A 24,830-nucleotide genomic window follows, 5' to 3' on the forward strand; every position below is an offset into this window, starting at 1 on the left:
GGCTCAGGCGCGGTGCGGCGTGGCCAGGTACTCGGCGCTGCGCATCTCGATCAGGCGCGAGGCGGTGCGCTCGAACGCGCCCTGCAGGCGGGTGCCGGCGTAGAGCGCGGTCGGCGCGTCGGCGGCGGTGCAGACCAGGTTGACGTGGCGGTCGTAGATCTCGTCGATCAGGTTGACGAAGCGGCGCGCGGCGTCCTCGTTGAGCGCGTCGAAGCGCGGGATGCCGCCGAGCAGCACGGTGTGGAACTCGCGCGCGATCTCGATGTAGTCGGCGGTGCCGCGCGGGCCCTCGCACAGCGCGGCGAAGTCGAACCAGGCCATGCCCTTGCCGCGCGCGCGCACGTCGATGCGGCGATCCTCGATGACGATGTGGCCGCCGCGCGCGTCGCTGCCGGCGCTCAGTTCCTTCCAGCGCTCGCACAGCCAGGCGTCGGACCCGCCGTCCAGCGGCGCGCGGTAGACCGGCGAGCGGGTCAGCGCGCGCAGGCGGTAGTCCTCGGCGCCGATCGCGTGCACTTCCACGCAATGGCGGCGCAGCAGCTCGATGGCCGGCAGGAAGCGCTCGCGCTGCAGGCCGTCCTTGTACAGGTTCTCCGGCGCGGTGTTGGAACTGGTCACCAGGGTCACGCCCTCGGCGATCAGCCGCTCCAGCAGCCTGCCCAGCAGCATCGCATCGCCGATGTCGGTGACGAAGAACTCGTCCAGCACCAGCACGCGCAGCCGGCCGCGCCATTCCTGCGCGATGCGCGCCAGCGGATCGGCCTGGCCGGCGTGCTCGCGCAGGCGCTCGTGGATCTGGCGCATGAAGCGGTGGAAGTGGGTGCGGTACTTGCCGTTGCGGATGCCGCTCTGCGCTTTGGCGTGACCTGCGGTCACGAAAACAGGGAGCGGCAACTGCTCGTAGAACAGATCGATGAGGAAGGTCTTGCCGCGTCCCACCCCGCCCCACAGGTACAGGCCCGGCACCGGCGCGGGCCTGCGCCAGCGCGCCGACAGCCGATCCAGCCAGCCCTCGCCGCCGTCGGCGAGCAGCGCGGCGTGGATGCGATCCAGCTCGCGCAACGCCTCGTGCTGGGCCGGATCGTCCTGCCAGCGTCCCTCGGCCACGCCGCGCGCGTAGGCGCGCGACGGCGCTTCCGCCGCCTGTTCCAGTTCCCGCGTATTCATGCCGACGGCAGGTAGCCCTTGACCGCGTGCTTGATCGCGCCGCGCAGATCCATCAGCTTGCGATGGAAGAAATGGCTGGTCTCGGGCATGCGGATCAGTTCGGGCGGATCGGACAGGCCGTCGACCCAGTCGTAGACCGCCTGCGGATCGACGATCTCGTCCTCCTCGCCCATGATCACCAGCCAGCGCTCCTTCGGCGGCACGATCTCGGCGAACTTCCAGCGCCCGGCCGGCGGCGCGATCGAGATCAGCACGTCGGGCCGCAGCGCCTGCGCCATCCGCAGCGACACGTAGGCGCCGAAGCTGAAGCCGGCCAGCCACAGCGCGCCGGGCCGTTGCGCGCGCACCCAGTCGGCGACCGCGCGCAGGTCATCGCCCTCGCCGGCGCCGTGGTCGAAGCTGCCGGCCGATTCGCCGGCGCCGCGGAAGTTGAAGCGCACCGTCACCGCGCCCAGCTCGCGCAGGCTGCGCGCGGCCATCACCACCACCTTGTTGTGCATCGTGCCGCCCTCGGTCGGCAGCGGATGGCAGACGATGGCGGTCAGCGGCAGCGCCGGGGTGCCCTCGTCGGGCCATTCGACGATCGCCTCGATCGGCCCGGCCGGGCCTTGCAGGGTGACGGGGCCGGATTCGGCGGGAAAGCGCGGGTTGTCCATGCCGCCATGATACGGCCTGGCGATGCGGCCGCGTTTTTCGCGCGAACCGTGGACTCCGGTGCTGCCCGGAAGCGCGGGACGCGTGCGATCCTCAGCCGGCCTTCCGCCACGCGGTTTGCCTACATGGCCCTGGACGCCTTCGCGCTGATCCTGACGATGCTCGCCATCGGCATGCTGTTCGCGCGCCTGAAGCTGCTGCCGGACAGCGCCGCCGAGGTGCTCAACCGCATCGTGCTGTACGTCTGCCTGCCGGCGGCGGTGCTGATCTACGTGCCGCGGCTGCGGGTGGACGTCTCGCTGATCGGCGTCATCGTCACGCCCTGGCTGTTGACGCTGGCGACCGTGGCGCTGGTGGCGCTGGCCACGCGCTGGCTGAAGTTCCGCCGCGACGAGCACGCCGTGCTGCTGCTGGGCGTGGCGCTGTGCAACAGCAGCTTCATCGGCTACCCGATGGTGCGCGCGCTGGTCGGCGAGGACGCGCTGCCGTACGCGGTGGTGTACGACCAGTTCGGCACCTTCGTGCTGCTGTCCACCTTCGGCCTGTACGTGCTGGCGCGCTACGGCGGCGACGCGCCGCCGACCGCGCGCGGGATCGCGTTGCGCATCGCCAGGTTCCCGCCTGTGTGGGCGCTGCTGCTGGGGCTGACGCTGATGCCGGCGCAGCCGCCGCAATGGATCGCCGACGCCTTGCAGAAACTGGCCGACGCGCTGCTGCCGCTGGTGATGCTGGCGGTGGGCCTGACCATCCAGCTGCGGATGCCGCGCGACGAGGTCAAGCCGCTGGCGGTGGGCCTGCTGCTGCGGCTGGTGGTGCTGCCGGCCCTGGCGCTGCCGCTGTCGCTGCTGTGGGGCATGGACGGCGGCATGCTGCAGGCCAACGTGCTGGAGTCGGCGATGCCGCCGATGATCACCGCCGCCGCGCTGGCCATCTCGCACAACCTGGCCCCGCGCCTGGCCGCCGCGCTGGTCGGCTACGGCATCCTGCTGTCGCTGATCACGCTGCCGATGTGGGCGTGGGTGGCCGGGCGGTTCGCCTGAGTTGAAGGAAGCCGTGCGCCGTGCGACGGTACCGGCCTGCCCGCAACGGAAGTGTGCGATGAACAGGAAGGCGAAGGGATTTCTCGGCGCGTCGCTGGGCCTGATGCTGGCGGCCACGGTGCAGGCCGGCGCGCCTGCCGGCCAGGCGGGTGCCGACACGCTGGCCTGGCTGGCCGAGTCGCAGCGGTTGCAGGAAGATCCCGGGCTGGAGGCGTTGAACCGCGACTGGATGCGACGCTATCGGTTGGCGCTGGAGACGCACTTGCCTGTGGTGGCCGCGCGCGGGACGCCGCGCGAACTGCTCGCTGCGGCCCTGATGTTGCCGGCCCGGGAAGACGCCGGGGTGGAAGCCGGAACATGGATGGCGCCGGAAGCGTGGGGCTGGCTGGAAGCGGCCGACCGCGCCGATCCCCGCGACGTCCTGGTGGACTGGGCGCTGGCCAATGTCTGCATGTCGCAAGACGCTCCCTGCGACAGGGAGCGCTTGCTGCGCTCGCTGCTGCAACAGGATCCGGACAATGCCGAGATCCGGCTACGCGCATTGGCCGAGGCGGCGCACAGGGGCGATGCGCAGGCGGCCGAGCGGCATTGGCGCGCCGCCACCGAAGCGACGGTCCATCGCAGCCGCTTCCTGGAACTGGGCCGCCTGCTGCGCGACATCCAGCGGGAAGTCCCGCTGCCGCCGCTGGACGCGCGCCTGGCGCATGCGCACGGCGTGTGGATGGGCCTGGGACGCCCGGCCGAAGTCGAGGACATGGCCGACGCCTTCGTCATTGCGATGCTGGCGGCGGTGGCGATGCCGGCGATGGCGGAGGTGCCCCGGCGCTGCGAGGCGCGGGCCATCCGCGAAGATGCCGTCCGGCGCGCGGAATGCATACGCGTGTTCACCCTGCTCGCCGCCGACGAGTCCACCCTGCTGGGGCCGATGGTCGCGCTGCCGCGGCTGGTCGAACTGACCGAAGGCGAGCCGGGCAACGCCGGCTGGCGCGCGCGGCTGCGCCGGATCCGCTGGATTCATGAAAGCGCGTTGGCGCGCATGCTGCCGTCAGGTCCGGATCAGGCGCCGCTGCCGAAAGGATATGCGGACTGGTTCATCGACGAAGGCGAACCGGCCGCGATGCGCTGGCTGCTGCAGGCGCAGGGGATACCGCCGGAGCCGCCTCAGGATTGGCAACCGCGGGATCAGGCGATGCGCAATCCGAACGATGCGCAGGCGAGTCCAGGCGCATAGCGCGTTTGAGGGCGAGTCGGGCAAGTTCGGCTCCACGAGGCCGGTCCGGCACGAGCGTCCGAGGCGGGGTTATTCCTCTTGTAGAGCCGAGCTTGCTCGGCTCCCAGGTCGCCGCGATGCGGTGCGGCGGGCATTGCCAGGGCTGCTGCTTGTCTCCGGGCAGCAGCAAGCCGAGCAAGCTCGGCTCTACAAGGCTGGTTCGGCCGGCGGCGCCGGCCTCACTCGTGCCGCAGCGCCGCGATGGGATCCAGCTGCGCGGCCTGGCGCGCGGGATAGACGCCGAAGCCCAGGCCCACCAGCGCGCAGAACGCGGCCGAGAGCAGGATCGGCAGCGGCGCCCAGGCGACCTGCCAGCCGGCGAAGGTGGCGATCAGGTAGGCCAGCGCCGCGCCGAACAGCAGGCCCAGCAGCGCGCCGGCGATGCAGATCACGCTGGCCTCGCGCAGGAACTGCGCGATCACGTCGCGTCGCCGCGCGCCCAGCGCGCGCAGCAGGCCGATTTCGCGCCGCCGCTCCAGCACGTTGGCCAGCATGATGTTCATGATGCCGATGCCGCCGACCAGCAGGCTGACGCCGGCGATCGCGCCCATCACCACCTGGAAGATGCGCTGGGTCTGCTGGTGCTGCTGGAACAGCTGCTGCGGCACGATCAGCTGGTAGTCGGTCACGCCGGCATGGCGCTGGTCCAGCACCGCCGACAGCACGCCGGCGCCCGCGGCCAGCTTGTTCGGGTCGTCCAGGCGCAGCAGGAAGCGATCCACCTCGTCCTCCTGCGGCTGGAAGCGGAAACGCGCGCTCGCGCTCGCCAGCGGCAGGTAGATGCGGTTGCTTTCCGAGCCCAGCTGCACGCCCTCGAAGCTGTCCTGGCCGAGATCGCGATCGGCCAGCACGCCGACCACCTCCAGCCAGACGTGGTTGACCTTGACCAGCCCGCCGACGGCGCCGCCTTGCGGGAACAGATCCGCGGCGGCCTGGTGCCCGAGCACCGCCACCGCCGCCAGCGTCGCCTCGTCGTCCGCGTCCAGCAGCGGGCCCTGGCCGGCCCGCAGCGAGGACAGGTCGAACCAGTGCGCGCCGACGCCGCTGGCCTGCGCATCGCTGCGGCCGCTGTCGCTGAACACCGAATGGGTGCGGATGCGCTTTTCCGCGCCGTGGCGTTCGGCGCCGGGCACCACCGCCAGCGCGGCCTCGGCGTCGGCCACGCTCAGGCCCAGGCTGCGCTCGCGGGTTTCCTTCAGCGTCGCCTCGTCCTGCGGCTTGGCCTCGGCGATCAGGTTGTGCAGGCCCAGTCCCTCGACCAGGCGCAGCGCCTCGCGGCGGCTGCCTTCGCCGACCGCCTGCATCGCCACGATGGCGCCGACGCCGAAGATCAGGCCGAGCAGGGTGAGCAGCGTGCGCAGGCGGCGGCGCCAGAGTTCCTCGACGGCCTCGCGCCAGACCGCGGGCAGACGGGTCAGCAGGCGGTTCATCGCGCCGCTCCCGCGCTGTCGTCGCCGGCCTGGCCGGCGGCCGCCTGCGCTGCGTCTTCCCCGGACTCGCCGGGAGCGGGCGCCTGCGCGCCCGCCGACAGCAGTACCTGATCGCCGGGCTTCAGTCCGGACAGCACCTGCGAGCGCGCGGTCCCGCGCACGCCCAGTTCCACTTCGCGCGGCACGTACTCCCCGCCCTCGCGCACCCGCACCCAGGCGCGGCCGTCGCGCTGCTCGATGGCGACGTTGGCCACGCCCAGCGCCTCGGGCGCGTCCAGCAGCACCACCCTGGCCTGGAAGCGCTGGCCGGGGATCAGGCCGTACTTGCCGACCGCCTCGGCCGGCACCGGCGCGCGCATCGACAGGTACTTCACCGGGCTCTCGCGTCCCTTGACCTTGGCCGCGCTGGCGACCCAGGACAGGGTGCTGGCGATGCGCTGGTCGGGCCGCCCGACCGGGTGCATTTCCACGGCGGCGCCCACCTGCACGCCCTGCGCCTCGATCTGCGGCAGGTCGATCTCGATCTCCATCGCCGCGGTGTCCGGCAGGCTGCCGAACTCGAAGCCGGCACGCAGGTTGGCGCCCGGCATCGGCTTGTCGCCCGACCAGTTGGGTGTCAGCAGCAGCACGCCGTCGTTGGGCGCGCGCAGTTCCAGCGCGTCCATGTCGGCCTGGCGGGTCCTGGCGTTCATGTCGAAGGTCGCGCGCTGCGCGTCCAGCACGGCCAGCTCGGCGCCGCCGCGCACGCCGGACTGGTCGCGCCGCCATTCGAGCACGTCCTGGCGGACCTCCAGGTAGCCCACGTCCTCGATCGCGTCGAGCACCTGGTTGCGCGCGATGGTGCCGAGATCGGCCTCAGCGTAGCGCTGGGCGATGCCCAGCTGCACCGCGACCTGCGACAGATCCACCGCCACGCGGCCCTGGCCGGCGTCCAGTTCACCGCTCTTGGCCGCGCGCGCCAGCGCGTTGCGCTGTAGATCGATCAGCGCCTGCGCCAGTTGCTGCTCGCCTTCGGGCGAGACGAAGCGGGCCAGCAGGTCGCCCTTCCTGACCAGGCTGCCCTCGGGCAGCATCCAGGTCACCTGGCGGGCCGCCCAGTTCTTGCCGGGCACGTTCAGCGGCGTCGGTCTGGAGGAACGCAGCTCTCCCTCGCCGACCACGCTGAGCACCAACGGACCGCGGACCACGGTCTCGCTGGCCGGTGGTTGCGCGGCCGGGCCGCAGGCGACCAGCGCGCCGGCGAGCAATGCGGGCATGGCCAGCCACAGCGAATGCCGGATGCGGCTCACGATTGCTTCTCCCGGGGTCCGGCGACGATCAATTCCACCCGCACCGCCTGTCCCGGGCGCAGCCGCGCCTTCGGATCGTCCAGGCGGATGTCCAGGTCCAGCACCGGCACCGGTTGCACCTGCGACTTGCTGCGCACCGCCCGGCCGATGCTCGCCACCTTGCCGAGGTGCACGCTGCCGCCGCCGCCTTCCACCACGATCCGTGCCGGCGCGCCGACCGACACCCGGCGCAGATCGCGCTCGGGCAGCTGCGCGCGCACGGCCAGGGTCGTGGTGTCGGGGATCTCGGCGATGGTCTGGCCGCGCCAGACCTGCGAACCGACGTCGAACTTCTCGCCGCTCCAGCTGCTCTTGTGCATGATCACGCCGTCGCGCGGGGCGGCCAGGTTGAGCGCGGCGATCGAGGCCTGCAGGCGGTCCACGTCGGCCTGCAGCTGCGCCAGCTGCGACTGCACCAGCCGGCGCTCCTGCCTGCGCTGCTCGGTCGCCAGCCGTTCGCGCCGCGCCGCCAGCTGCGCGCGCAGTTCGGCGCGGCGGCGTTGCTCGACCAGCTTGTCGTACTCCAGCGCGGCGACCAGCTGGCGCGGCTGCTCGGTCTTGCGGCGCGCCTTCTCCTGCTGCGACTCGGCCTCGGCGGTGGCCAGGCGCTCGCTGCGCTCGCGTTCGGCCAGGTCCAGTTCCAGGTTCTCCAGCTCGCGCTTCTTCTCCTGCAACAGGCTCTGCTTCTCGCTCAGCTGGCGGACCAGTTCGTTGCTGTCGAACGCCACCACCACGTCGCCCTTGGTGACCCGGCTGCCGTCCGGGGCCAGCCGGGTGATGTTGAACTGCCAGAGCCGATCCACCGCCGGCGGCATCAGCGGCGAACTGCTCTGCGCATAGACCTCACCGTCCACCCGCAGGGCGGCCGCGTGCGCCGGCGCCGTCGTCGCGGCGGCCAGCAGCAGGATCATCATCGCGCGCCTCATCGCACCGCTCCCGCGCCGGTGGCCGGCGTCGCCTGCGGTCGGGCGACGACCCGCACGCTCATGCCGGGCATCAGCGCCAGGCCGGAGGTGTCGAGCGCTACGTCGACGGCGAAATAGCGGCCTTTGCCCCATTCCGGCTTGCTGTCGGGCGCGCCGGAGATGGACTCGATCCGGCCCGGGACGCGCTTGCCCGGCAGGGCGTCGAAGCTCAACTCGACCGGCTGGCCGGCGCGCAGGTCCCGGCGATCGGGTTCCAGCGCCCACGCCCGCACGCTCATCCGGCCGCCGCTGACCACCTCGCCGGCCTTGCTGCCGGGCATGGTGGAGGAGCCTTCGTCGATGCGCCCGCCGATCCAATTGTTGTTGAAGCCGTGGACGACGATGCCGTCGCGGTCGGCGCGCACCTCCGAGGTGAGCACCAGCGCGGCGTGGTAGTCGCGTTGCAGGATCAGCTTCTGCACCTGCAACCGCGCGTCTTCGATGCGGCGCTGCACCGCCGCGCGCGCCGCCGCCAGCTCCTTGCGCTTGAGCTCGACCTCGCGCCCGGCGCGATCCAGCTCGCCCTGGTTGCGGTCGTAGTCCAGTCCGGAGATCAGTTCGCGCGGGATGGTGGCGTCGAGCCGGGCGATGCCCAGCTCGGCCTCGGCGTCGATCAGCGCGAGCCCGGCGTCCAGTGCCTTCACTTCCAGTTCGGCCACTTCCTTGGCGCTTTTCGCCTGGGCCTGCTCGATCTCGGCCTCCAGGTCGGGGATGCGGCTGGCCGACTGGCCCGGATCGATGCGCAGCACCACGTCGCCGGCCTTGACCCGCTGGCCCTCGGGCACGTAGTAGCGGATCACCACCGGCGAGCTGTTGGATTGCGGGGTGATGATCTGCTGCGCGTCCACCGCGCGCACCTCGCCGGTCAGCACCACCGCGTGGGCCGGCAGGCCGCACAGGCCCAACGCGAGCAGCAGCGCGCGGGCGCGATCAATGTTTCTGGTCATGCTCGATCTTCCCGTCGCGCAGCTTCACCTGGCGTGGCGCGCACGCCGCCACGTCGTGATCGTGGGTCACCAGCACCACGGTCTGTCCGCCCGCGTGCACTTCGTCGATCAACGCCAGCACGTCGGCCGCGCTCCTGGAATCCAGGTTGCCGGTGGGCTCGTCGGCCAGCAGCAGCGCCGGTTGCAGCAGCAGCGCGCGGGCGATCGCGGCGCGCTGCATCTGCCCGCCGGAAAGCTCGTTGGGCCGGTGGTCGCGCCGTTCGCGCAGGCCCACGCGATCCAGCAGCGCCAGCGCGCGATCGCGCGCGCCGGGCGGGGGCTGGCGGTGGAAGCGCAACGGCAGCAGCACGTTCTCCAGCACGGTCAGCCGCGGCAGCAGGTGGAAGCTCTGGAACACGAAGCCGATGCGCCGGTTGCGCATGTCGCTGCTGGATTCGTCGTCCAGGCTTGCCACGTCGCGGCCCTCGATCAGGTAGTGGCCGCTGCTGGGGTGGTCCAGGCAGCCGAGGATGTTCAGCAGGCTGGACTTGCCCGAGCCGGACGGGCCGGTGATGGCGACGAACTCGCCGGCCTCGATGCGCAGGTCCACGCCGGCGAGCGCGTGCACGGTCTGGCCGCTCATCGCGTAGTGGCGGCGCACATCACGCAGTTCGATCATGGACGCACGATTCCCCGCTCGCGACTTTGTTCCGGCCAGACATGACCCTCGGGACGCGGGGAAGGTTCCCGGCGCGGCCGCGCGCGCGTGCCGCCGGCAGGCCCATCCGTGGGGCGGGGGCGATCGGGGTCTTCGGCTGGCTTCATCGGCTGGGGGCGTTCCGTCACGGCAGGCGCGAGCATCACAGAGGCGCCGCGGCCGCGCAATCGGCCGCCGCCGCGCCGGGCCTTCTCAATCCGCCGCCACCGTGCGATCCCGCGCCCACTCGCGCAGCGCCTGCACCTGCTCGGCCATGATCACCGACAGCGGGCGGGTGCCGCGGATCTCCTGCATCACCAGCTCGGTGTCCAGCGGCCGCTGCTCGGCGTGGGCGGCGTACAGCGCCGAGACGATGGCCTGCTCCAGCTCGGCGCCGGAGAAGCCGTTGCCGGCCGCGGCCAGCGCCGGCAGGTTGAAGGCGTCCGCGTCCAGCCCGCGCCGCGACAGGTGCACGCGCAGCACCTCCACGCGCGCGTCGGGCGAGGGCAGGTCGACGAAGAAGATCTCGTCGAAGCGGCCCTTGCGCAGCAGTTCGGCCGGCAGCTCGTGGACCTGGTTGGCGGTGGCGACGATGAACACCGCGCCCTTGCGCTCGGCCATCCAGGTCAGCAGGTAGCCGAGCACGCGCCGCGACACCCCGCCGTCCTCGCCGCCGCCGCTGGCCAGGCCCTTCTCGATCTCGTCGATCCACAGCACGCACGGCGCCAGCTGCTCGGCCGAGGCCAGCGCGGCGCGCAGGTTCTTCTCGGTCTCGCCGTGGTACTTGTCGTACAGGGTGCCGAAGTCCAGCCGCAGCAGCGGCACGCCGAAGCCGGCGGCGGTGGCCTTGGCCAGCATCGACTTGCCGCAGCCCTGCACGCCGAGCAGCAGCATGCCCCTGGGCGGGTCCAGCCCCGGCGGCGCGTTGCCGGAGACGAACACCGCCCGGCGCTGCTCGACCCAGCGCTTGAGCCGCGCCGCGCCGGCGACCTCGGCGAACTGCGCGGTGTCGTATTCGTAGTGCAGGTGGCCGCTGCGGTTGAGCAGCTCGAACTTCAGCCTGGCCAGCTGCGGCAGGTCGGAGGCGCTGAGCGCGCCGTCGGCGAAGATCAGCTGGCGGGCGATGCGCTGGGCGTCGGTCAGGCTCAGGCCCTGCAGGTTGCGCACGATCTGGCGCACCGCCTCCTGGTCGGCCTCGACCCGGCGGCCGCCGTGCTCGCGCGCGTAGTGCGCCGCCTCCTCGCGGACCAGCTTGAGCAGCGCGTTGGCGTCGGGCAGGCGCGGGCTGAAGCGCACCGCCAGCGCGTCCAGTTCCGGCGGCAGCTCGATCTTCGAGCCGATCAGCACCACCACGTGCGGCAGCGTGTGCCGGCGCTGGACGATGTCGCGCAGCTGGCGCTGGCTGCTGGCGTAGCCCAGGTAGGGGTGGAAATCCAGCAGCAGGTAGATGCCGCGCTGCTCGGCCTGCTTCATCGCCTGCAGCGCGGCGCTGGCGTCGGGCGGGCCCTCGGCCTCGTCCTCGCGGTCCATGTCCATGCGGCGCAGGCCTTCGGTGATGGTCCAGCGGTACAGCGCCCGCCACACCTGCGCCAGCGCCTGCCGGAACAGCTCGACCACGCGCGCCTCGTCCTGGGTCTCGACGACGATCAGCGGGGTGTTGGCGCGGATCAGCGCGGTCAGATCTTGCAGCTCGTTCATGGGGCGTCCGTTGCGTGAGGCGGGAAAGATAGCAGGGGGGCGGAGGTTAGGGATTAGGGACTAGAGGCTAGGGGCTAGGGAAAAGAACGAGCGTGTCGCTGGAGACAGTGCGTATCTGTCGCTAGCCCCTAGCCTCTAGCCTCTAGCCTCTAGCCCCTAAGCCCCACCCCTGCCCCCTTAACTTCCCGCGGTGTACGCTGCGGTTTCCCGGACAACGAGGTGCGCGCATGAAGACGATTCTGGTCGCCAGCTCCAAGGGCGGCGCCGGCAAGACCACGATAGCCACCAACCTGGCCGCGCATTTCGCGCTGGAGGGCAGGCGCACGGTGCTGGTCGATGCCGATCCGCAGGGGTCCTCGACCCGCTGGGCCGAGCGCCGCGCCGAACTGGAGAGCGCCGTGCTGCCGATCGACGCCAGCGGCCGCCGCGCCTGGCGCACCTGGCTGCCGGACGACGCCGAGCGGGTGGTCATCGACGCCGCCGCCGGCGCGATGGCCGACGACCTGGACGGCTTCCTCGATCACGTCGACGCCATCGTGGTGCCGGTGCAGCCGTCGGCGCTGGACATCGAGGCCACGGTCAACTTCCTCAACACCCTGGCCAAGGTGCCGCGGGTGCACAAGCGCAAGCTGCCGGTGGGGCTGGTGATCAACCGCAGCAAGCCGTGGACCAACGCCTCGCAGCAGGCGCTGGAGATGCTCAAGGCCTGGCCGTACCCGGTCGTGGCCCAGTTGCGCGACACCCAGGCCTACGTGGTGCTGGCCGGCCTAGGCCGCAGCCTGTTCGACTACCGCTCCGCGCAGGTGCGCGAGCACCAGGCCGACTGGGAGCCGCTGCTGAAATGGATCAAGAAAGCCTGAACCCCATGACGGAGATGCGCGAATGCGTGAACTGATCCTGCTGCGCCACGCGCATGCCGAGCCGACCCTGCCCGATCAGGCCGACATCGACCGGCCGCTGTCGCCGCAGGGCCTGGCCGAGGCCGAGGCGGCCGGGCGCTGGCTGGCCGAGAACGGGCTGGTGCCGGACTGCGTGCTGTGCTCGCCGGCGCGGCGCGCGCGCGAGACGCTGGAGGCCGTGCTGACCGCCATCGGCTACGTCGAGCAGCGGCTGGAGGACGCCATCTACGAGGCCACCGCCGGCACCCTGGCCGGGCTGGCCGACGCCCACCGCGAGACCGGGCGGCTGATGATGGTCGGCCACAACCCGGGCTTCGAGCGGCTGGCCGCGCTGATGCACAGCGGCCAGTCCGGCGACTACCGCGGCATGCCGACCGCCGGCATCGCGGTGCTGGCGCTGCCGGACCAGGCCGCGATCGAACCGGGCGTGGCGCGGCTGTCCGCCTTCTGGTGGCCATGACCCCCATCGCCCGGCGCGGCTGGCTGGGCCTGGGAGGGATGCTGCTGTGCGCGCCGTGCGCCTGGGCCGGCGGCGACTTCGATCCGGCGCATACGCGGCTGGGCTTCCAGCTCAGCACGCGCTGGGGGCAGAAGCTGGAGGGCGTGTTCCCCACCTACGAGGGCCAGGTGAGCAGGCTGCCCGACGGCCGCCAGCAGGTGCTGCTGCGCATGTTCACCGGCGAGGTCGAGATCCTCGATCATCCGCGCTACACGCAATGGGCGCGCGGGGAGAAGTTCTTCGAGTCGGCGCGCTGGCCGCAGGTGGTGTTCACCTCCCGGCCCTACGAGCCGGAACTGCTGGCGCAGGGCGGGAAGCTGCCCGGCAACCTGGTGATCCGCGGCATCAGCCGGCCGGAGACGCTGGTCGTCGCGCCGGCCGGATGCGCGCGTCCGGCTTATGATTGCGACGTGGTGGCTACCGGCACGGTGCGGCGCAGCGATTTCGACATGGACGACTGGAAGCTGGCGGTCAACGACCGCGTGGTATTCGTGCTGCGCGCACGCGTGAAGGAAACCGATACCGAATGAACCTGCCTGCCGGACGCCTGGCCGCGCGCTGCGCGGTGCTGTGGCTCGCGCTGCTGTGCAGCGCCTGCGCCGGGCTGTCGCAGGCGCAGAAGCAGCGCGCCGCCGGCATCGCCGCGGCCGCGCGCTCGGACGTGGTCGACTGCGCCGGCCCGGACAACTGCGCCATCGCCTCGCCGCTGCACGCGCTGGGCGATGCCGCCCTGGCCGAATCGACCGCGCAGGCGCCGCGCCACTACGCGCTGATCCTCGACGAGGGCCGCGACGCGCTGCTGGCGCGGCTGAACCTGCTGCGCAGCGCGCGCGAAAGCATCGACCTGCAGACCTACATCTTCGACAAGGACGACAGCGCGCGGCTGGTGCTGGACGAACTGCTGGCCGCAGCCCGCCGCGGCGTGCGCGTGCGCCTGCTGATCGACCAGCTCTCGGCGATCGCCGACCTGCAGATCCTGGCCGCGCTGTCCGGCGCGCACGAGAACCTGTCCGTGCGCATCTACAATCCCAGCTTCGGCAAGGCCAAGCTGAACTACTTCGACTACGCCGGCAGCGTGCTGTGCTGCTTCCGCCGCTTCAACCAGCGCATGCACACCAAGCTGCTGCTGATCGACGGCCGCATCGGCGTCACCGGCGGGCGCAACTACCAGGACGACTACTACGACTGGGACGCCGAGTACAACTTCCGCGACCGCGACGTGCTGATCGCCGGGCCGGAGGCGCGGGCGATGGCGGAGAACTTCGAGCTGTTCTGGAACGCGCGCCGCAGCACCCCGGCCGAGGCGCTCAACGACGTCGGCCGCACGCTGCTGCGCGAGGGCGTGCCGGCGATGCCGGCGCGCGACTTCCTGCGCCCGGCGCGGGTCGAGGAGATCCGCCGCGAGGCCGACGACGCGGAATTGATGGACGCGCTGTTCGTGCGGCAGGCCCATCCGGTCGGCGCGGTCCGCTACGCCGCCGACCTGCCGCAGAAGCACCGCCGCAGCGCGGTGCCGGACGCGGCGCCGGCCGGGCCGGAACTGGAGGCGCTGATCCGCAACGCGCGCGAGGAGGTGCTGCTGCAGACCCCGTACCTGGTGCTGTCGAAGCGGGCGCGCGAGGTCTTCCGCGAGCTTCGCCTCGCCCGGCCGCCGCCGGAGATCATCGTCTCCACCAACAGCCTGGCGGCCACCGACAACCCGGTCGTCTACTCGATGTCGTTCAAGTACAAGCGCCGCCACCTGCGCGAGCTCGGCTTCCAGATCTACGAGTACAAGCCGTTCCCGGAGGACGCGCCGGTCGACTACGCCGCGCTGTCGGCACCGCCGCCGCCGCCCGGCAGTGAACCGCGCCCGCGGCCGTTCGGCCCGTCGGGTTCGCTGGGACCGTCCGGATCCACCGGTCCGTCCGGGCGCGCCGGCGCTGGCGAAACCACCCGCCGGCTGCAGCGCACCGAGTCGCGGCCCTCGTTCCTGAGCAGCGGCGCCGGTTCCGAGCCGCTGCCGCTCAAGCGCGCCGGCATCCGCATGGGCCTGCACGCCAAGTCGATGGTGATCGACCGCCGCATCGCCGTGATCGGCACCCACAACTTCGACCCGCGCTCGGAGAACTACAACACCGAGAGCGCGGTGGTGATCGAGGACGAGGGCTTCGCGCAGGCGCTGGCGGCCAGCATCCGCCGCGACATCGCGCCGGCCAACTCGTGGGTGATCGCCCCGCGCGCCAAGCCGCCGGTGTTCTCCGGCCTGGACTACAGCCTGGGCAAGGTGTCCGAGGCGCTGCCGCTGTTCGACGTATGGCCGTGGCGCTACGCCACCAGCTACGAATTCCGCCCCGGTCCGGACTGCCCGCAGCCGCTGGGCCCGCGCGACCCGCAGTTCCACCGCTGCCACGTCCCGGTCGGCGACTTCCCCGAGGTCAACATCGGCGCCAAGTGGCTGTATACGCGGGTGCTGACGGCGTTCGGGGCGGGGTTGGTGCCTATTCTTTAGAGGCTAGGGGTTAGAGGCTAGGGGCTAGGAAAAGGCCCTTGGAATTTGCGAGTGCTTTATTGCCACAGTCGATGCAACATCCCCCTAGCCCCTAGCCCCTAGCCCCTAGCCTCTAGCCCCTAGCCTCCAGTCCCTCCATCCCATGCCCTTCCTCCGCCCCGTAGACCTCCCCGCCCTCAACGCCCACGCCCGCGACACCCTGGTCTCGCACCTGGGTATCGTCCTCACCGAGGCCGGCGAGGACTGGCTGCGCGGGACGATGCCGGTCGATGCGCGCACGGTGCAGCCATACGGGATCCTGCATGGCGGCGCGTCGGTGGCGCTGGCCGAGACGCTGGGCAGCATCGCCGGCAACCTGTGCGTGGACACGACAAGGGAAATGGTGGTCGGGCTGGAGATCAACGCCAACCACATCCGCGCCATGCGCGAGGGCACCGTCACCGGCACCGCGCGCGCGCTGCACGTCGGCCGCAGCACCCAGGTGTGGGAGATCCGCATCGAGAACGACGACGGCAAGCCGGTGTGCGTGTCGCGGCTGACCCTGGCAGTGGTGCCGGTCGCGCGGCCATGAAGGCGGCGCCGGTCTGCCAATGGTCTGGCCGGATTGCGCGGCCGCACCGGACCGGCTTCGCGCTGCGGCGGACCATCCGGTATCGTGGCGCCCCATGAACAACCCCCCCGTTTCCGCCGCTGCCGGCGGCGGCCTGGCGCGCGCCGCGCGCTACCTGTACCGGCTGCCGCTGCTGCTGCTGCACCTGTCGATCGGCCTGCCGGCGATCCTGCTGCTGATGCTGCCGCCGATGGGCGATCTGCGCGTGCGCGGCGAGCGCCTGGAGCACGCGGTGGTGCGCTGGTGGTCGGGCGGGTTGATGCGCATCTTCGGCTTCCGCCTGCGCCGGGTCGGCACGCCGCTGCCGGGGGCGACGCTGTTCGTCGCCAACCACGTCAGCTGGATCGACATCGAGGCGCTGCACAGCCAGCGCATGATGGGCTTCGTCGCCAAGCAGGAGATCCGCGGCTGGCCGCTGGTCGGCTGGCTGGCCTCGCGCGGGCAGACCATCTTCCACAAGCGCGGCAGCCAGGAATCGCTGGGCGGGGTGCTGCACGAGATGTTGCGGCGGCTGCGCGAGGGGCATTCGGTCGGGGTGTTCCCGGAAGGACGCACCCGCGACGGCCACGCGGTCGGGCCGTTCCATGCGCGCATCTTCCTGGCCGCGGTCGAGGCCGACGTGCCGGTGCAGCCGGTCGCGCTGCGCTACGGGCCGCGCGGCGCGGCGCAGCCGCGGGTGGCGTTCGCGCCCGGCGAGAGCTTCTTCGCCAACTTCGTGCGCCTGCTCGGCGAGCCGGCGCGCAGCGCCGACATCTGCTTCCTGGAGCCGATCCGCGTCTCCGACGTCGAGGGCCGCCGGCGCATCGCCGAGCTCTCGCGCGAGCGCATCGTCGTGGCGATGGCGTCGGATTGATCCGCGAGCCGCGGCCGCGGGTGTCCGCCGCGCCGCGCCGGTTCCGTGACAGCAGAAGCAGGGCCGCGCCGGCGCGGGCGGCCCGGACCCGGAGAAACCTTCAGCGAAGCCACGGAATGGTGCACTGCACCGTCATCCGCGCTACCTTGCCCCCATGACCGCCGTCGCCGACTACCGCCCGCCGCGCTGGCTGCGCAACCCGCACCTGCAATCGGTGCTGGGTTCGAGCGCGCTGCGCCGCCACCGCGGCCAGCGCCTGCTGGCCAGCAGCGGTGCGGTGACCACCGAGCACATCCTCGACGGCGGCGACGGCGTGCGCCTGCAGGGCTGGCACAGCGCGCTGCCCGGGCAGCCGGCGCGCGGCCTGGCGGTGCTGCTGCACGGCTGGGAGGGCAGCGCCGAGTCCAGCTACATGCGCATGACCGCCGCGCGCATGCTGGCGCTCGGCTACGAGGTGGTGCGGCTGAACTTCCGCGATCACGGCGACACCCACCACCTCAACGAGGACATCTTCCACTCCAACCGGATCGAGGAGGTGGTGCACGCGGTGGCCGACATCGGCCGGCGCTTCGCCCCCCGCCCGATGGTGGTGGCCGGCTATTCGCTGGGCGGCAACTTCGCCCTGCGGCTGGCGCTGCGCGCGCCGCAGGCCGGCCTGCCGCTGCGGCGGGTGGCGGCGGTGTGCCCGGTGCTGGATCCGGCCACCACGATGAGCCACATCGAAAGCGGCCCGGCGCTGTACGACTGGTACTTCACCCGCAAGTGGCGCAGCTCGCTGCTGCGCAAGCGCGCGCTGTTCCCGCGGCGGCACGACTTCGACGACGCCGTGCTGGCGCTGGACATCCGCGCGCTGACCGACTGGCTGGTGCGCCGGCACACCGCCTATGCCTCGCTCGACGAGTACTTCGACGGCTATTCGATCGCCGGCGAGCGGCTGGCCGGGCTGCGGGTGCCGGCCGACATCCTGATGGCCGAGGACGACCCGGTCATCCCCTTCGACAGCTTCCGCCACTGGCGGCTGCCGCCGCTGGCGCGGCTGGAGATCGCGCCGTGGGGCGGCCACTGCGGCTTCATCGAGAACGCCGCCGGCGACGGCTTCGCCGAGCGCTGGGTGGCCGACCGGCTGGCGGCGGCCGGCTAGGCGCGTCACGCACCTGGAGTGTTTTGCCGCGCGCCTGGTCCGCGGCGAGCCGAGCAGGCTCGGCCCTACGACAGGTTTGACGCTGTAGAGCCGAGCTTGCTCGGCTCCCCGCCCTGCCGGCGGCCCGCCCCGTGCCTCACGGCGGCCCAGGCGCCATTTCCGACCGCCGGCCGCCGGCGGGCACCGGGCTACAATCGCGGTTTGCCCGCAGCAGACCCGCATCCATGTACGACCCCGTCATCCAGGCCTTGCGCCGCAACGACAGCGCGATGGCGCTGACCACCGCCCAGATCCTGGTCGGCGAGAATCCCGACGACGCCCAGGCGCACCGCTGGCTGGCGGCCGCGCTGCAGCAGCAGGGCCAGGCCGAGGCGGCGCTGGAGAGCATCGACCGCGCCATCGCGCTGGCGCCGGAAGACGCCGAGCTGCACCTGGCCCGCGCCGGCGTGCTGATCGGCGCGCGCCGCAACGACGAGGCGCTGGCCGCGCTGGCCGCCTCCAGCGGCCTGGATCCCAACCAGTTCATGGCCTACACCATGCAGGCGCAGCTGGCGCTGGGCCGCGGCGACCTGGACGAGGCCGAGCGGCTGAGCCGGCTGGCCGCGCGGGTCGCGCCGGATCACCCGCAACTGGCCGCCATCGACGGCATGGTCGCGCTGCGCCGCGGCGACGCCGATCGGGCGCTGCGGCTGGTCGTGGCGGCCAGCCAGCAGGCCCCGGACGATGCGCAGATCCGCTATGCGCTCGGCTTCATCTACATGGCCAAGCAGCACTGGGCGTTCGCTGAGCAGGCCTTCCGCGGCATCGTCGAGCGCAACCCGGCCGCGACCAGCCTGCACAGCCTGATCGCCGAGCTGATCCACCGCCAGGGCCGCCCGGCCGAGGCCGCCGACGAGCTGGCGCCGCTGCTCAAGTCCGGCGCAAGCCCGGCCCTGCACCGCTATGCCGGCCAGCTGCGGCTGGCCGCCGGGCAGGATGCCGAGGCGCTGGAACTGCTGCGTACCGCGCTGGCCGCCCAGCCGCGCGATCGCCAGACCCTGCTGGCGATCATCGAGGCCTGGCGCCGGCTCGACGCGCGGGACGACGCCCGCCACACGCTCGACGCGGCGCTGGCGACCACGCCGGACTCGCACGACCTGTGGCTGGCGCGACTGCTGTTCGAAGCGATCGGCAGCGCGGAGGCCTGCGCGGTCGCCCAGCGCTGGGTCAACGCGATGCCTGCGCACCTGCCGGCGCTGGAAGCGCAGATGGCCGCGCTGGATCACGCCGGCGACGCCGTCGCCGCCGAGGCGGTGGCGCAGCGCATCGTCGAGCGCGAACCCGGCCGCACCAGCGCCGAGCAGCGGCTGGTCGAGGCGCTGCTGGCGCGCGACGAACCGGCCGCGGCCATCGCCCGCGTGCAGTCCCTGATCGACGCCGCGCAGGAGCCGCTGGCCCGGCAGAACCTGCGCAACTGGCTCGGCCTGGTGCAGGACCGCGCCGGCCGCCAGGCCGACGCGGTCGCCACCTGGACCGCGCTGGCGCAGGAAACCGCACCGTCGCGGCTGCCGCTGTGGACGCCGACCGAGCCGGTGCAGGCCTGGCCGGCGCTGGCGTCGCCGCCGGAGCCGCAGGGCGCGCGCCCGCTGCTGCTGTGGGGCGCGCCGGGCAGCGGCGTGGAGGCGATGGCGGCGGTGGTCAACGTGCCGGGCGGCTGGCTCCGCGCCGATCGCTTCACCGCCGGACCGCCGCAGGACGGCTTCCAGAACTACAACACCCCGGCCGCGCTGGCCGGCGGGCAGATGACCGGCCAGGCGCTGATCGAAGGCTGGCGCGCGGCATTCCCGGCCCGCGCCATCGCCGGCGACAACATCGTCGACTGGCTGCTGTGGTGGGACAACGCGCTGCTGCACGCGCTGCGCCCGCAACTGCCGCACGGCGTGCTGCTGATCGGCCTGCGCGACCCGCGCGACATGCTGCTGGACTGGCTGGCGTTCGGCGCGCCGGCGCCGCTGGCGATCGCCGACCTGCAGCAGGCCGCCGAGTGGCTGGCCGCGGTGATGGCCCACGTGGCCGAACTGCACGAGCGCGACGCCTACCCGCATCGCCTGATCCGCCTGGACGGCCTGCTGCACGAGCCGGCGGCGATCTCGGCCGCCATCGGGCAGGCGCTGGAGACGGCGATGCCGCCGCCGCCGCCGCCCGGCCCGGGCCGCTTCCCGGCCGGCCACTGGCGCAACTATGCGCAGGCGCTGAAGGCGCCGTTCGCTGCGCTGGAGCCGGTGGCGCAGCGGCTGGGCTACCCGGAGATCTGAATCCACGCGGCGGCCGTCGCGCCGCCGCGATGACCGCCTCATCCCACGAAACAGGAGGACCGCATGCGTCTGTGGAGCGAGAGTTTCGATGATGGCCAGCCGATTCCCGAGCCGTTCGCGATGGGGCGGGCGGACGGCTTCGCGCCCAACCGCAACCCGCAGCTGGGCTGGGACGGCGTGCCGGCCGGCGCCGCCTCGTTCGCGCTGCTGTGCGTGGACCCGGACGCGCCGACGGTGGCCGCGACGGTCGGCCGCGACGACATGGAGATCCCCGCCGACCAGCCGCGAGCTGACTTCGTGCACTGGGCGGTGATCGACATCGACGCGGACGTGCGCGCCATCGCCGCCGGCAGTTGCAGCGACGGCGTCACCCCCGGCGGCAAGCGCGAGCCTTCCGGTCCGCCCGGCGCGCGCCAGGGCCTGAACGACTACACCGGCTGGTTCGCCGGCGACGCCGACATGGGCGGCGACTACTTCGGCTACGACGGCCCGTACCCGCCGTTCAACGACGCGCGCGTGCACCGCTACGTGTTCACCCTGTACGCGCTGGACGTGGCCAGGCTCGACCTGCCGGAGCGCTTCACCGCCGCCGACGTGCGCGATGCCGTGCAGGGGCACGTGCTGGCGCAGGCGCAGTGGCAGGGCACCTATACGCTCAATCCGCGGTTGCGGGCGGACCGGGCCTGAGCATGGAAGCGCGGGGCTGGCGGGCTGGAACCTGCCCTACGGCCTGACCGTTTCCGATTCGACCACCCTGTCCAGCACGTAGGCGTGGGCGGAGGCGTCGGCGGGCGGGTTCCTCACCGTGTAGCGGTCCACCCGCAGCACGTGGCGCACGCCCGGTTCGTGGGCATAGCCCTCGATCTCGTCGTAGAAGTGCTGGAACTGGCCCGGTTCGCCGATCTTCGCGCCGTTCTCGTCGTAGCGGATCTCGCGCACCTGCAGGCATTGCTTGTCCGGGATCAGCGGGTGGCTGCACGGCTTGGTCTCGGCCGCCACTTCCAGGAACACGCGCTCGCCGGGGCCGCCGTAGCGGGTCTGCGCGGTGGGCTTGCCGAGGAAGGTCAGCACGTCGCCGCCGGCGGTGGTCAGGGTCAGCTGCGGCATTTCGCCGGCTTGCAGCGCATAGGCCAGCGGGCCTTCCAGGCGCTGGCCGACCTCGCGGTCCAGGGCCATCAGCGCGTTGTCGGTGCAGGCCATCATGGTCGAGACCAGCCGGCCGACCGTGAGGGTGTCGCCGCTGGCGGCGTAGCTGCCGCCCATGTGATTGCAGGTATTGGCGATGCCGATTCGCCCCTCGCCGAACTCCAGCTGCACCGGCTTGTCGTCGCGCGCGAACAGGGTGTCGATGCGCCGGCCCTGGGCGTCGGCGGCACTGCTGAGCTGCCAGTGGTAGCCCTCCAGGGCGGGTGCGTCGGTGGCCGCTGCGGTCACGGCCGCCGGCGTCGCCGGCGCGACGGGCGTGGTGGAGGCGTCCGGAGCGTTGTCACGCGCGCAGGCGGCCAGCGCCAGCGCGAGCAGGGAAGGCAGGAGTGCGCGGGTCATGGGGGCAGTCCTCGTTAGATGGGATGCAGTCAAACGCACCGGCGCGGAAAACGGGGTGAAGCCGAACCGATCAACTGCCGGCTGGCATCAGCGCCAGCAGCAGCGCGCCCAGCACGATGCGGTACACGGCAAAGCCGGTGTAGCGGTGCGACTTGATATAGCCCAGCAGCCAGCGCACCACCACGAAACCGGTGACGGTGGCCGCGGCGAAGGCCAGCGCCACCTGGCCCCAGGCTTCCTCGCGCAGATCGCCTTCCATCGCCAGTTCCAGGAAGGCGTAGCCGCTGGCGGCGAACATGGTCGGGATGCCGACCAGGAACACGAACTCGGTGGCCGCCGAGCGCCGGCTGGTCCGGCCAGCATAGCCATGAAGATCGCCGCCGCCGAGCGCGAGGTGCCCGGGAACACGCCGGCCACCACCTGCGCCAAGCCGACCAGCACGGCGACCTTCCAGGTGATCGCGGCGACGTCGCCGCGGCGCTCGGCCAGCCGTTCGGCCGCCAGCATCCACACGCCGCCCAGCACCAGCGCCCAGGCCACCGGCGTCACCGTCTCCGGCAGCTCCCAGCCGGCCAGCCGCACCGGCAGGCCGACCAGCGCGGTGACCAGGAAGGCCACCGCGATCTTGCCGATGTAGTCGCGGTTGGCCGGTTCGCGCCAGCCGGTGGCCAGCTGCCACAGCCGCTGCCGGAACACCAGGGTGATGGCCAGGATCGCGCCGGCCTGGATGACGATGTTGAAGAAGTCCGAACGCGCGCCGAGCCAGTGCTGGGCGATCAGCAGGTGGCCGGTGCTGGAGATGGGCAGGAACTCGGTCAGTCCTTCGATGATGCCGAGCAGCAGCGCGGCGAGCGTATCCGTCATGGGGCGGCATCGCGGGGGGCAATGGGCGCACAGCATAGAGGATGGGCCGGATCGGCGGCACGCGCACCCAGCCGGGGCGTTCCATCCGGAATGCGCACCATGAAGGTGCGTGGACTTGCCGCGAGCCCGGCGGTTTCATTGCAAATCAAGGGCTTGGCGTGGCCTTGGGCTTGGCACGGCGATTGCTATTCCCTGCTCACCCTTCCAAACCCACCCGAGGTTCCAAGCGATGTCCGCGGACAATGTTGAAAAGCTGATCAAGGACAGCAAGGCCGAATTCGTCGATCTGCGCTTCGTCGACATGCGCGGCATCGAGCAGCACGTGACCTTCCCCGTCAGCATCGTCGAGCCGGCGCTGTTCGAGGACGGCAAGATGTTCGACGGCAGCTCGATCGCCGGCTGGAAGGGCATCGCCGAGTCGGACATGGTGCTGCTGCCCGACGCCAGCACCGCCTACCTGGATCCGTTCTACGCCGATCCGACCATCGTGCTGAGCTGCGACATCCTCGACCCGGCCACCATGCAGGGCTACGCGCGCGACCCGCGCGGCATCGCCAAGCGCGCCGAGGCCTACCTCAAGGCCAGCGGCATCGCCGACCTGGCGTTCTTCGGCCCGGAGCCGGAGTTCTTCATCTTCGACTCGGTGCAGTTCGCCAACGACATGGGCCACGCCTTCTTCAAGATCAACTCCGAGGAAGGCGCCTGGAACACCGGCAAGAGCTACGGCGGCACCAACACCGGCTACCGCCCGACCGTGAAGGGCGGCTATTTCCCGGTGGCGCCGACCGACACGCTGCACGACCTGCGCGCGGAGATGTGCAAGACGCTGGAGCAGGTCGGCATCGAGGTCGAGGTGCACCACCACGAGGTCGCCAACGCCGGCCAGTGCGAGATCGGCGCCAAGTTCAACACCCTGGTCGCCAAGGCCGACGAGCTGCAGCGGATGAAGTACGTGATCCGCAACGTCGCCCACCGCAACGGCAAGACCGTCACCTTCATGCCCAAGCCGATCGTCGGCGACAACGGCAGCGGCATGCACGTGCACCAGTCGCTGGCCAAGGGCGGCGCCAACCTGTTCTCCGGCGACGGCTACGGCGGCCTGTCGCAGATGGCGCTGTGGTACATCGGCGGCATCTTCAAGCACGCCCGCGCGATCAACGCCTTCGCCAACTCCGGCACCAACAGCTACAAGCGGCTGGTGCCGGGCTTCGAGGCGCCGGTGATGCTGGCCTACTCGGCGCGCAACCGCTCGGCCTCGTGCCGCATTCCGTGGGTGTCCAACCCGAAGGCGCGCCGCATCGAGATCCGCTTCCCGGATCCGCTGCAATCCGGCTACCTGACCTTCACCGCGCTGATGATGGCCGGCCTGGACGGCATCAAGAACCAGATCGATCCGGGCGCGCCCAGCGACAAGGACCTGTACGACCTGCCGCCGGAAGAGGAGAAGAACATCCCGCAGGTCTGCTCCAGCCTGGACCAGGCGCTGGAGGCGCTGGACGCCGACCGCGAGTTCCTCAAGGCCGGCGGGGTGATGAGCGACGACTTCATCGACGCCTACATCGCGCTGAAGATGAAGGAAGTCACCGCCTTCCGCGCGGCGACCCATCCGCTCGAATACCAGCTGTACTACGCGAGCTGACCCGCAATGCGCTGCGGAGGGGCGGATATCCGGCCCCCGCGGCGCGGCGGGCATCCGGAACGGATGCGCGGCAATGCTGCGCCGGCATCCTTCCCGGCCCGCTGCAATGCCCGCAGCACCGTGCCGACGGAGTCCGTTTCGACAGGGTTACTGCGGCGATGGAGACGGTTCACCCCTCCCACCCGTCGCCATCGCCGCAGCCTCTGCCCGGTTGGGGAACCGGGGCAACATCCGGCAACGCCGCAAACGCTTCAGGAGATCGCAACAACGCTGTAACCGGGCAAACCCAGGAGAGGTCCATGAACCGCAGCTCCCTCCCACGTCGTCCGTTCCCGCCGCAGCTGATCGCGGCGGGCATGGATGCGGTTCGTGCATCGCTCCGCACCGACTTCGTGTCCACCGCCGGGAGGCCGTGCGCACGGGTGCAATGAAACCGCCGGCGCTCGGGCCGGCCGGTTCCATCCACCATCGGGGTATGCGCATGAAACTGATCACCGCCATCATCCGGCCGTTCAAGCTCGACGAGGTGCGGGAAGCCCTGTCGCAGGCGGGCGTGTCCGGCATCACCGTCACCGAGGTCAAGGGCTTCGGCCGGCAGAAGGGCCACACCGAGCTGTATCGCGGCGCCGAGTACGTCGTCGACTTCCTGCCCAAGATCAAGATCGAAACCGTGGTCACCGACGAGCGCCTCGATGCCGTCGTCGAGGCCATCCAGGCCGCCGCCGGCACCGGCAAGATCGGCGACGGCAAGATCTTCGTCGCCGCCATCGATCAGGTCATCCGCATCCGCACCGGCGAAGTCGGCGCGGACGCGATCTAA

Annotated in this window: 22 protein-coding genes and 1 pseudogene; 13 read left to right on the forward strand and 10 right to left on the reverse strand. The window is 71.7% G+C overall.

All coding sequences use genetic code 11. The features are described 5' to 3' along the window. Positions 1 to 3 precede the first annotated feature (3 nt). Together zapE and AAG688_RS01210 are read right to left on the reverse strand one after the other, a co-directional pair. Positions 4 to 1,167 (reverse strand): cell division protein ZapE, encoded by a 1,164-nt coding sequence (gene zapE / locus AAG688_RS01205; RefSeq protein WP_411833550.1) that lies wholly within the window; start codon positions 1,165 to 1,167, stop codon positions 4 to 6. After that, entirely contained in the window at positions 1,164 to 1,823 is a 660-nt protein-coding gene (locus AAG688_RS01210) for an alpha/beta hydrolase (RefSeq protein ID WP_411833551.1), read from the reverse strand. The genes zapE and AAG688_RS01210 overlap by 4 nt, the downstream gene beginning before the upstream one ends. 123 nt (positions 1,824 to 1,946) lie before the next feature. Here AAG688_RS01210 and AAG688_RS01215 point away from each other — a divergent pair, with 123 nt between their 5' ends. Both AAG688_RS01215 and AAG688_RS01220 read left to right on the forward strand, forming a co-directional pair. Further along, positions 1,947 to 2,861: an AEC family transporter gene (locus tag AAG688_RS01215; RefSeq protein ID WP_411833552.1), complete on the forward strand. Its 915-nt coding sequence runs from the start codon at positions 1,947 to 1,949 to the stop codon at positions 2,859 to 2,861. Between the two features lie 58 nt (positions 2,862 to 2,919). Further along, complete coding sequence (locus AAG688_RS01220; protein ID WP_411833553.1) at positions 2,920 to 4,092, forward strand: hypothetical protein; 1,173 nt, start codon at positions 2,920 to 2,922, stop codon at positions 4,090 to 4,092. A 218-nt stretch (positions 4,093 to 4,310) separates the two neighbouring features. Here the strand turns inward: AAG688_RS01220 and AAG688_RS01225 are convergent, their stop codons facing one another. From AAG688_RS01225 to AAG688_RS01250, 6 genes are all read right to left on the reverse strand, one after another. Continuing rightward, the gene (locus AAG688_RS01225; RefSeq protein WP_411833554.1) at positions 4,311 to 5,561 is read right to left on the reverse strand and encodes an ABC transporter permease; all 1,251 of its coding nucleotides are present in this window, start codon (positions 5,559 to 5,561) and stop codon (positions 4,311 to 4,313) included. Further along, a complete protein-coding gene (locus AAG688_RS01230) occupies positions 5,558 to 6,850 on the reverse strand; it encodes an efflux RND transporter periplasmic adaptor subunit (RefSeq protein WP_411833555.1) in 1,293 nt (430 codons plus the stop codon). Before AAG688_RS01230 ends, AAG688_RS01225 begins: the two co-directional genes overlap by 4 nt. Continuing rightward, positions 6,847 to 7,815: an HlyD family secretion protein gene (locus AAG688_RS01235; protein WP_411833556.1), complete on the reverse strand. Its 969-nt coding sequence runs from the start codon at positions 7,813 to 7,815 to the stop codon at positions 6,847 to 6,849. Before AAG688_RS01235 ends, AAG688_RS01230 begins: the two co-directional genes overlap by 4 nt. Continuing rightward, positions 7,812 to 8,801: an HlyD family secretion protein gene (locus AAG688_RS01240; protein WP_411833557.1), complete on the reverse strand. Its 990-nt coding sequence runs from the start codon at positions 8,799 to 8,801 to the stop codon at positions 7,812 to 7,814. Before AAG688_RS01240 ends, AAG688_RS01235 begins: the two co-directional genes overlap by 4 nt. Beyond that, positions 8,785 to 9,459, reverse strand: a complete 675-nt coding sequence (locus AAG688_RS01245) for an ABC transporter ATP-binding protein (protein WP_411833558.1) — start codon at positions 9,457 to 9,459, stop codon at positions 8,785 to 8,787. The genes AAG688_RS01240 and AAG688_RS01245 overlap by 17 nt, the downstream gene beginning before the upstream one ends. 231 nt (positions 9,460 to 9,690) lie before the next feature. Then, positions 9,691 to 11,175, reverse strand: coding sequence for an AAA family ATPase (locus AAG688_RS01250; RefSeq protein WP_411833559.1), 1,485 nt, complete (start codon positions 11,173 to 11,175; stop codon positions 9,691 to 9,693). 227 nt (positions 11,176 to 11,402) lie between these two features. Between AAG688_RS01250 and AAG688_RS01255 the strand changes: the two genes are divergently transcribed. From AAG688_RS01255 to AAG688_RS01295, 9 genes are all read left to right on the forward strand, one after another. Beyond that, on the forward strand, positions 11,403 to 12,035 hold the full coding sequence (locus AAG688_RS01255; protein ID WP_411833560.1) for an AAA family ATPase: 633 nt from the start codon (positions 11,403 to 11,405) through the stop codon (positions 12,033 to 12,035). 22 nt (positions 12,036 to 12,057) lie between these two features. Further along, entirely contained in the window at positions 12,058 to 12,534 is a 477-nt protein-coding gene (locus AAG688_RS01260; RefSeq protein WP_411833561.1) for a SixA phosphatase family protein, read from the forward strand. Continuing rightward, positions 12,531 to 13,103: a YceI family protein gene (locus tag AAG688_RS01265; RefSeq protein ID WP_411833562.1), complete on the forward strand. Its 573-nt coding sequence runs from the start codon at positions 12,531 to 12,533 to the stop codon at positions 13,101 to 13,103. The genes AAG688_RS01260 and AAG688_RS01265 overlap by 4 nt, the downstream gene beginning before the upstream one ends. Then, the gene (locus tag AAG688_RS01270; protein ID WP_411833563.1) at positions 13,100 to 15,064 is read left to right on the forward strand and encodes a phospholipase D family protein; all 1,965 of its coding nucleotides are present in this window, start codon (positions 13,100 to 13,102) and stop codon (positions 15,062 to 15,064) included. The genes AAG688_RS01265 and AAG688_RS01270 overlap by 4 nt, the downstream gene beginning before the upstream one ends. A 142-nt stretch (positions 15,065 to 15,206) precedes the next feature. Next, on the forward strand, positions 15,207 to 15,635 hold the full coding sequence (locus tag AAG688_RS01275) for a hotdog fold thioesterase (protein WP_411833564.1): 429 nt from the start codon (positions 15,207 to 15,209) through the stop codon (positions 15,633 to 15,635). A gap of 94 nt (positions 15,636 to 15,729) precedes the next feature. Beyond that, on the forward strand, positions 15,730 to 16,527 hold the full coding sequence (locus AAG688_RS01280) for a lysophospholipid acyltransferase family protein (RefSeq protein WP_411833565.1): 798 nt from the start codon (positions 15,730 to 15,732) through the stop codon (positions 16,525 to 16,527). Between the two features lie 154 nt (positions 16,528 to 16,681). Further along, positions 16,682 to 17,668, forward strand: coding sequence for a YheT family hydrolase (locus AAG688_RS01285; RefSeq protein WP_411833566.1), 987 nt, complete (start codon positions 16,682 to 16,684; stop codon positions 17,666 to 17,668). A 224-nt stretch (positions 17,669 to 17,892) separates the two neighbouring features. Next, positions 17,893 to 19,962, forward strand: a complete 2,070-nt coding sequence (locus tag AAG688_RS01290; RefSeq protein ID WP_411833567.1) for a tetratricopeptide repeat protein — start codon at positions 17,893 to 17,895, stop codon at positions 19,960 to 19,962. 63 nt (positions 19,963 to 20,025) lie between these two features. After that, the gene (locus AAG688_RS01295) at positions 20,026 to 20,649 is read left to right on the forward strand and encodes a YbhB/YbcL family Raf kinase inhibitor-like protein (protein ID WP_411833568.1); all 624 of its coding nucleotides are present in this window, start codon (positions 20,026 to 20,028) and stop codon (positions 20,647 to 20,649) included. A gap of 36 nt (positions 20,650 to 20,685) precedes the next feature. Here AAG688_RS01295 and AAG688_RS01300 read toward each other — a convergent pair whose 3' ends face one another. Both AAG688_RS01300 and AAG688_RS01305 read right to left on the reverse strand, forming a co-directional pair. Next, a complete protein-coding gene (locus tag AAG688_RS01300; protein WP_411833569.1) occupies positions 20,686 to 21,507 on the reverse strand; it encodes a DUF4377 domain-containing protein in 822 nt (273 codons plus the stop codon). 70 nt (positions 21,508 to 21,577) lie between these two features. Then, positions 21,578 to 22,371 (reverse strand): annotated as a pseudogene (locus AAG688_RS01305) (undecaprenyl-diphosphate phosphatase). A 229-nt stretch (positions 22,372 to 22,600) separates the two neighbouring features. Here AAG688_RS01305 and glnA point away from each other — a divergent pair. Beyond that, positions 22,601 to 24,010 (forward strand): type I glutamate--ammonia ligase, encoded by a 1,410-nt coding sequence (gene glnA, locus AAG688_RS01310; RefSeq protein WP_411833570.1) that lies wholly within the window; start codon positions 22,601 to 22,603, stop codon positions 24,008 to 24,010. 481 nt (positions 24,011 to 24,491) lie between these two features. After that, complete coding sequence (locus AAG688_RS01315; protein ID WP_411833571.1) at positions 24,492 to 24,830, forward strand: P-II family nitrogen regulator; 339 nt, start codon at positions 24,492 to 24,494, stop codon at positions 24,828 to 24,830.

The sequence above is a fragment of the Pseudoxanthomonas mexicana genome, from assembly GCF_046736355.1.
GTDB classification, from domain to species: Bacteria; Pseudomonadota; Gammaproteobacteria; order Xanthomonadales; family Xanthomonadaceae; genus Pseudoxanthomonas_A; species Pseudoxanthomonas_A mexicana_B.

Excerpts from the sequence above, each read along its gene's own strand:
- zapE (WP_411833550.1), bottom strand. The coding sequence starts at position 1,167 with ATGAATACGCGGGAACTGGAACAGGCGGCGGAAGCGCCGTCGCGCGCC.
- AAG688_RS01210 (WP_411833551.1), bottom strand. The coding sequence starts at position 1,823 with ATGGACAACCCGCGCTTTCCCGCCGAATCCGGCCCCGTCACCCTGCAA.
- AAG688_RS01215 (WP_411833552.1), top strand. The coding sequence starts at position 1,947 with ATGGCCCTGGACGCCTTCGCGCTGATCCTGACGATGCTCGCCATCGGC.
- AAG688_RS01220 (WP_411833553.1), top strand. The coding sequence starts at position 2,920 with ATGAACAGGAAGGCGAAGGGATTTCTCGGCGCGTCGCTGGGCCTGATG.
- AAG688_RS01225 (WP_411833554.1), bottom strand. The coding sequence starts at position 5,561 with ATGAACCGCCTGCTGACCCGTCTGCCCGCGGTCTGGCGCGAGGCCGTC.
- AAG688_RS01235 (WP_411833556.1), bottom strand. The coding sequence starts at position 7,815 with ATGAGGCGCGCGATGATGATCCTGCTGCTGGCCGCCGCGACGACGGCG.
- AAG688_RS01240 (WP_411833557.1), bottom strand. The coding sequence starts at position 8,801 with ATGACCAGAAACATTGATCGCGCCCGCGCGCTGCTGCTCGCGTTGGGC.
- AAG688_RS01245 (WP_411833558.1), bottom strand. The coding sequence starts at position 9,459 with ATGATCGAACTGCGTGATGTGCGCCGCCACTACGCGATGAGCGGCCAG.
- AAG688_RS01250 (WP_411833559.1), bottom strand. The coding sequence starts at position 11,175 with ATGAACGAGCTGCAAGATCTGACCGCGCTGATCCGCGCCAACACCCCG.
- AAG688_RS01255 (WP_411833560.1), top strand. The coding sequence starts at position 11,403 with ATGAAGACGATTCTGGTCGCCAGCTCCAAGGGCGGCGCCGGCAAGACC.
- AAG688_RS01260 (WP_411833561.1), top strand. The coding sequence starts at position 12,058 with ATGCGTGAACTGATCCTGCTGCGCCACGCGCATGCCGAGCCGACCCTG.
- AAG688_RS01265 (WP_411833562.1), top strand. The coding sequence starts at position 12,531 with ATGACCCCCATCGCCCGGCGCGGCTGGCTGGGCCTGGGAGGGATGCTG.
- AAG688_RS01270 (WP_411833563.1), top strand. The coding sequence starts at position 13,100 with ATGAACCTGCCTGCCGGACGCCTGGCCGCGCGCTGCGCGGTGCTGTGG.
- AAG688_RS01275 (WP_411833564.1), top strand. The coding sequence starts at position 15,207 with ATGCCCTTCCTCCGCCCCGTAGACCTCCCCGCCCTCAACGCCCACGCC.
- AAG688_RS01280 (WP_411833565.1), top strand. The coding sequence starts at position 15,730 with ATGAACAACCCCCCCGTTTCCGCCGCTGCCGGCGGCGGCCTGGCGCGC.
- AAG688_RS01285 (WP_411833566.1), top strand. The coding sequence starts at position 16,682 with ATGACCGCCGTCGCCGACTACCGCCCGCCGCGCTGGCTGCGCAACCCG.
- AAG688_RS01290 (WP_411833567.1), top strand. The coding sequence starts at position 17,893 with ATGTACGACCCCGTCATCCAGGCCTTGCGCCGCAACGACAGCGCGATG.
- AAG688_RS01295 (WP_411833568.1), top strand. The coding sequence starts at position 20,026 with ATGCGTCTGTGGAGCGAGAGTTTCGATGATGGCCAGCCGATTCCCGAG.
- AAG688_RS01300 (WP_411833569.1), bottom strand. The coding sequence starts at position 21,507 with ATGACCCGCGCACTCCTGCCTTCCCTGCTCGCGCTGGCGCTGGCCGCC.
- glnA (WP_411833570.1), top strand. The coding sequence starts at position 22,601 with ATGTCCGCGGACAATGTTGAAAAGCTGATCAAGGACAGCAAGGCCGAA.
- AAG688_RS01315 (WP_411833571.1), top strand. The coding sequence starts at position 24,492 with ATGAAACTGATCACCGCCATCATCCGGCCGTTCAAGCTCGACGAGGTG.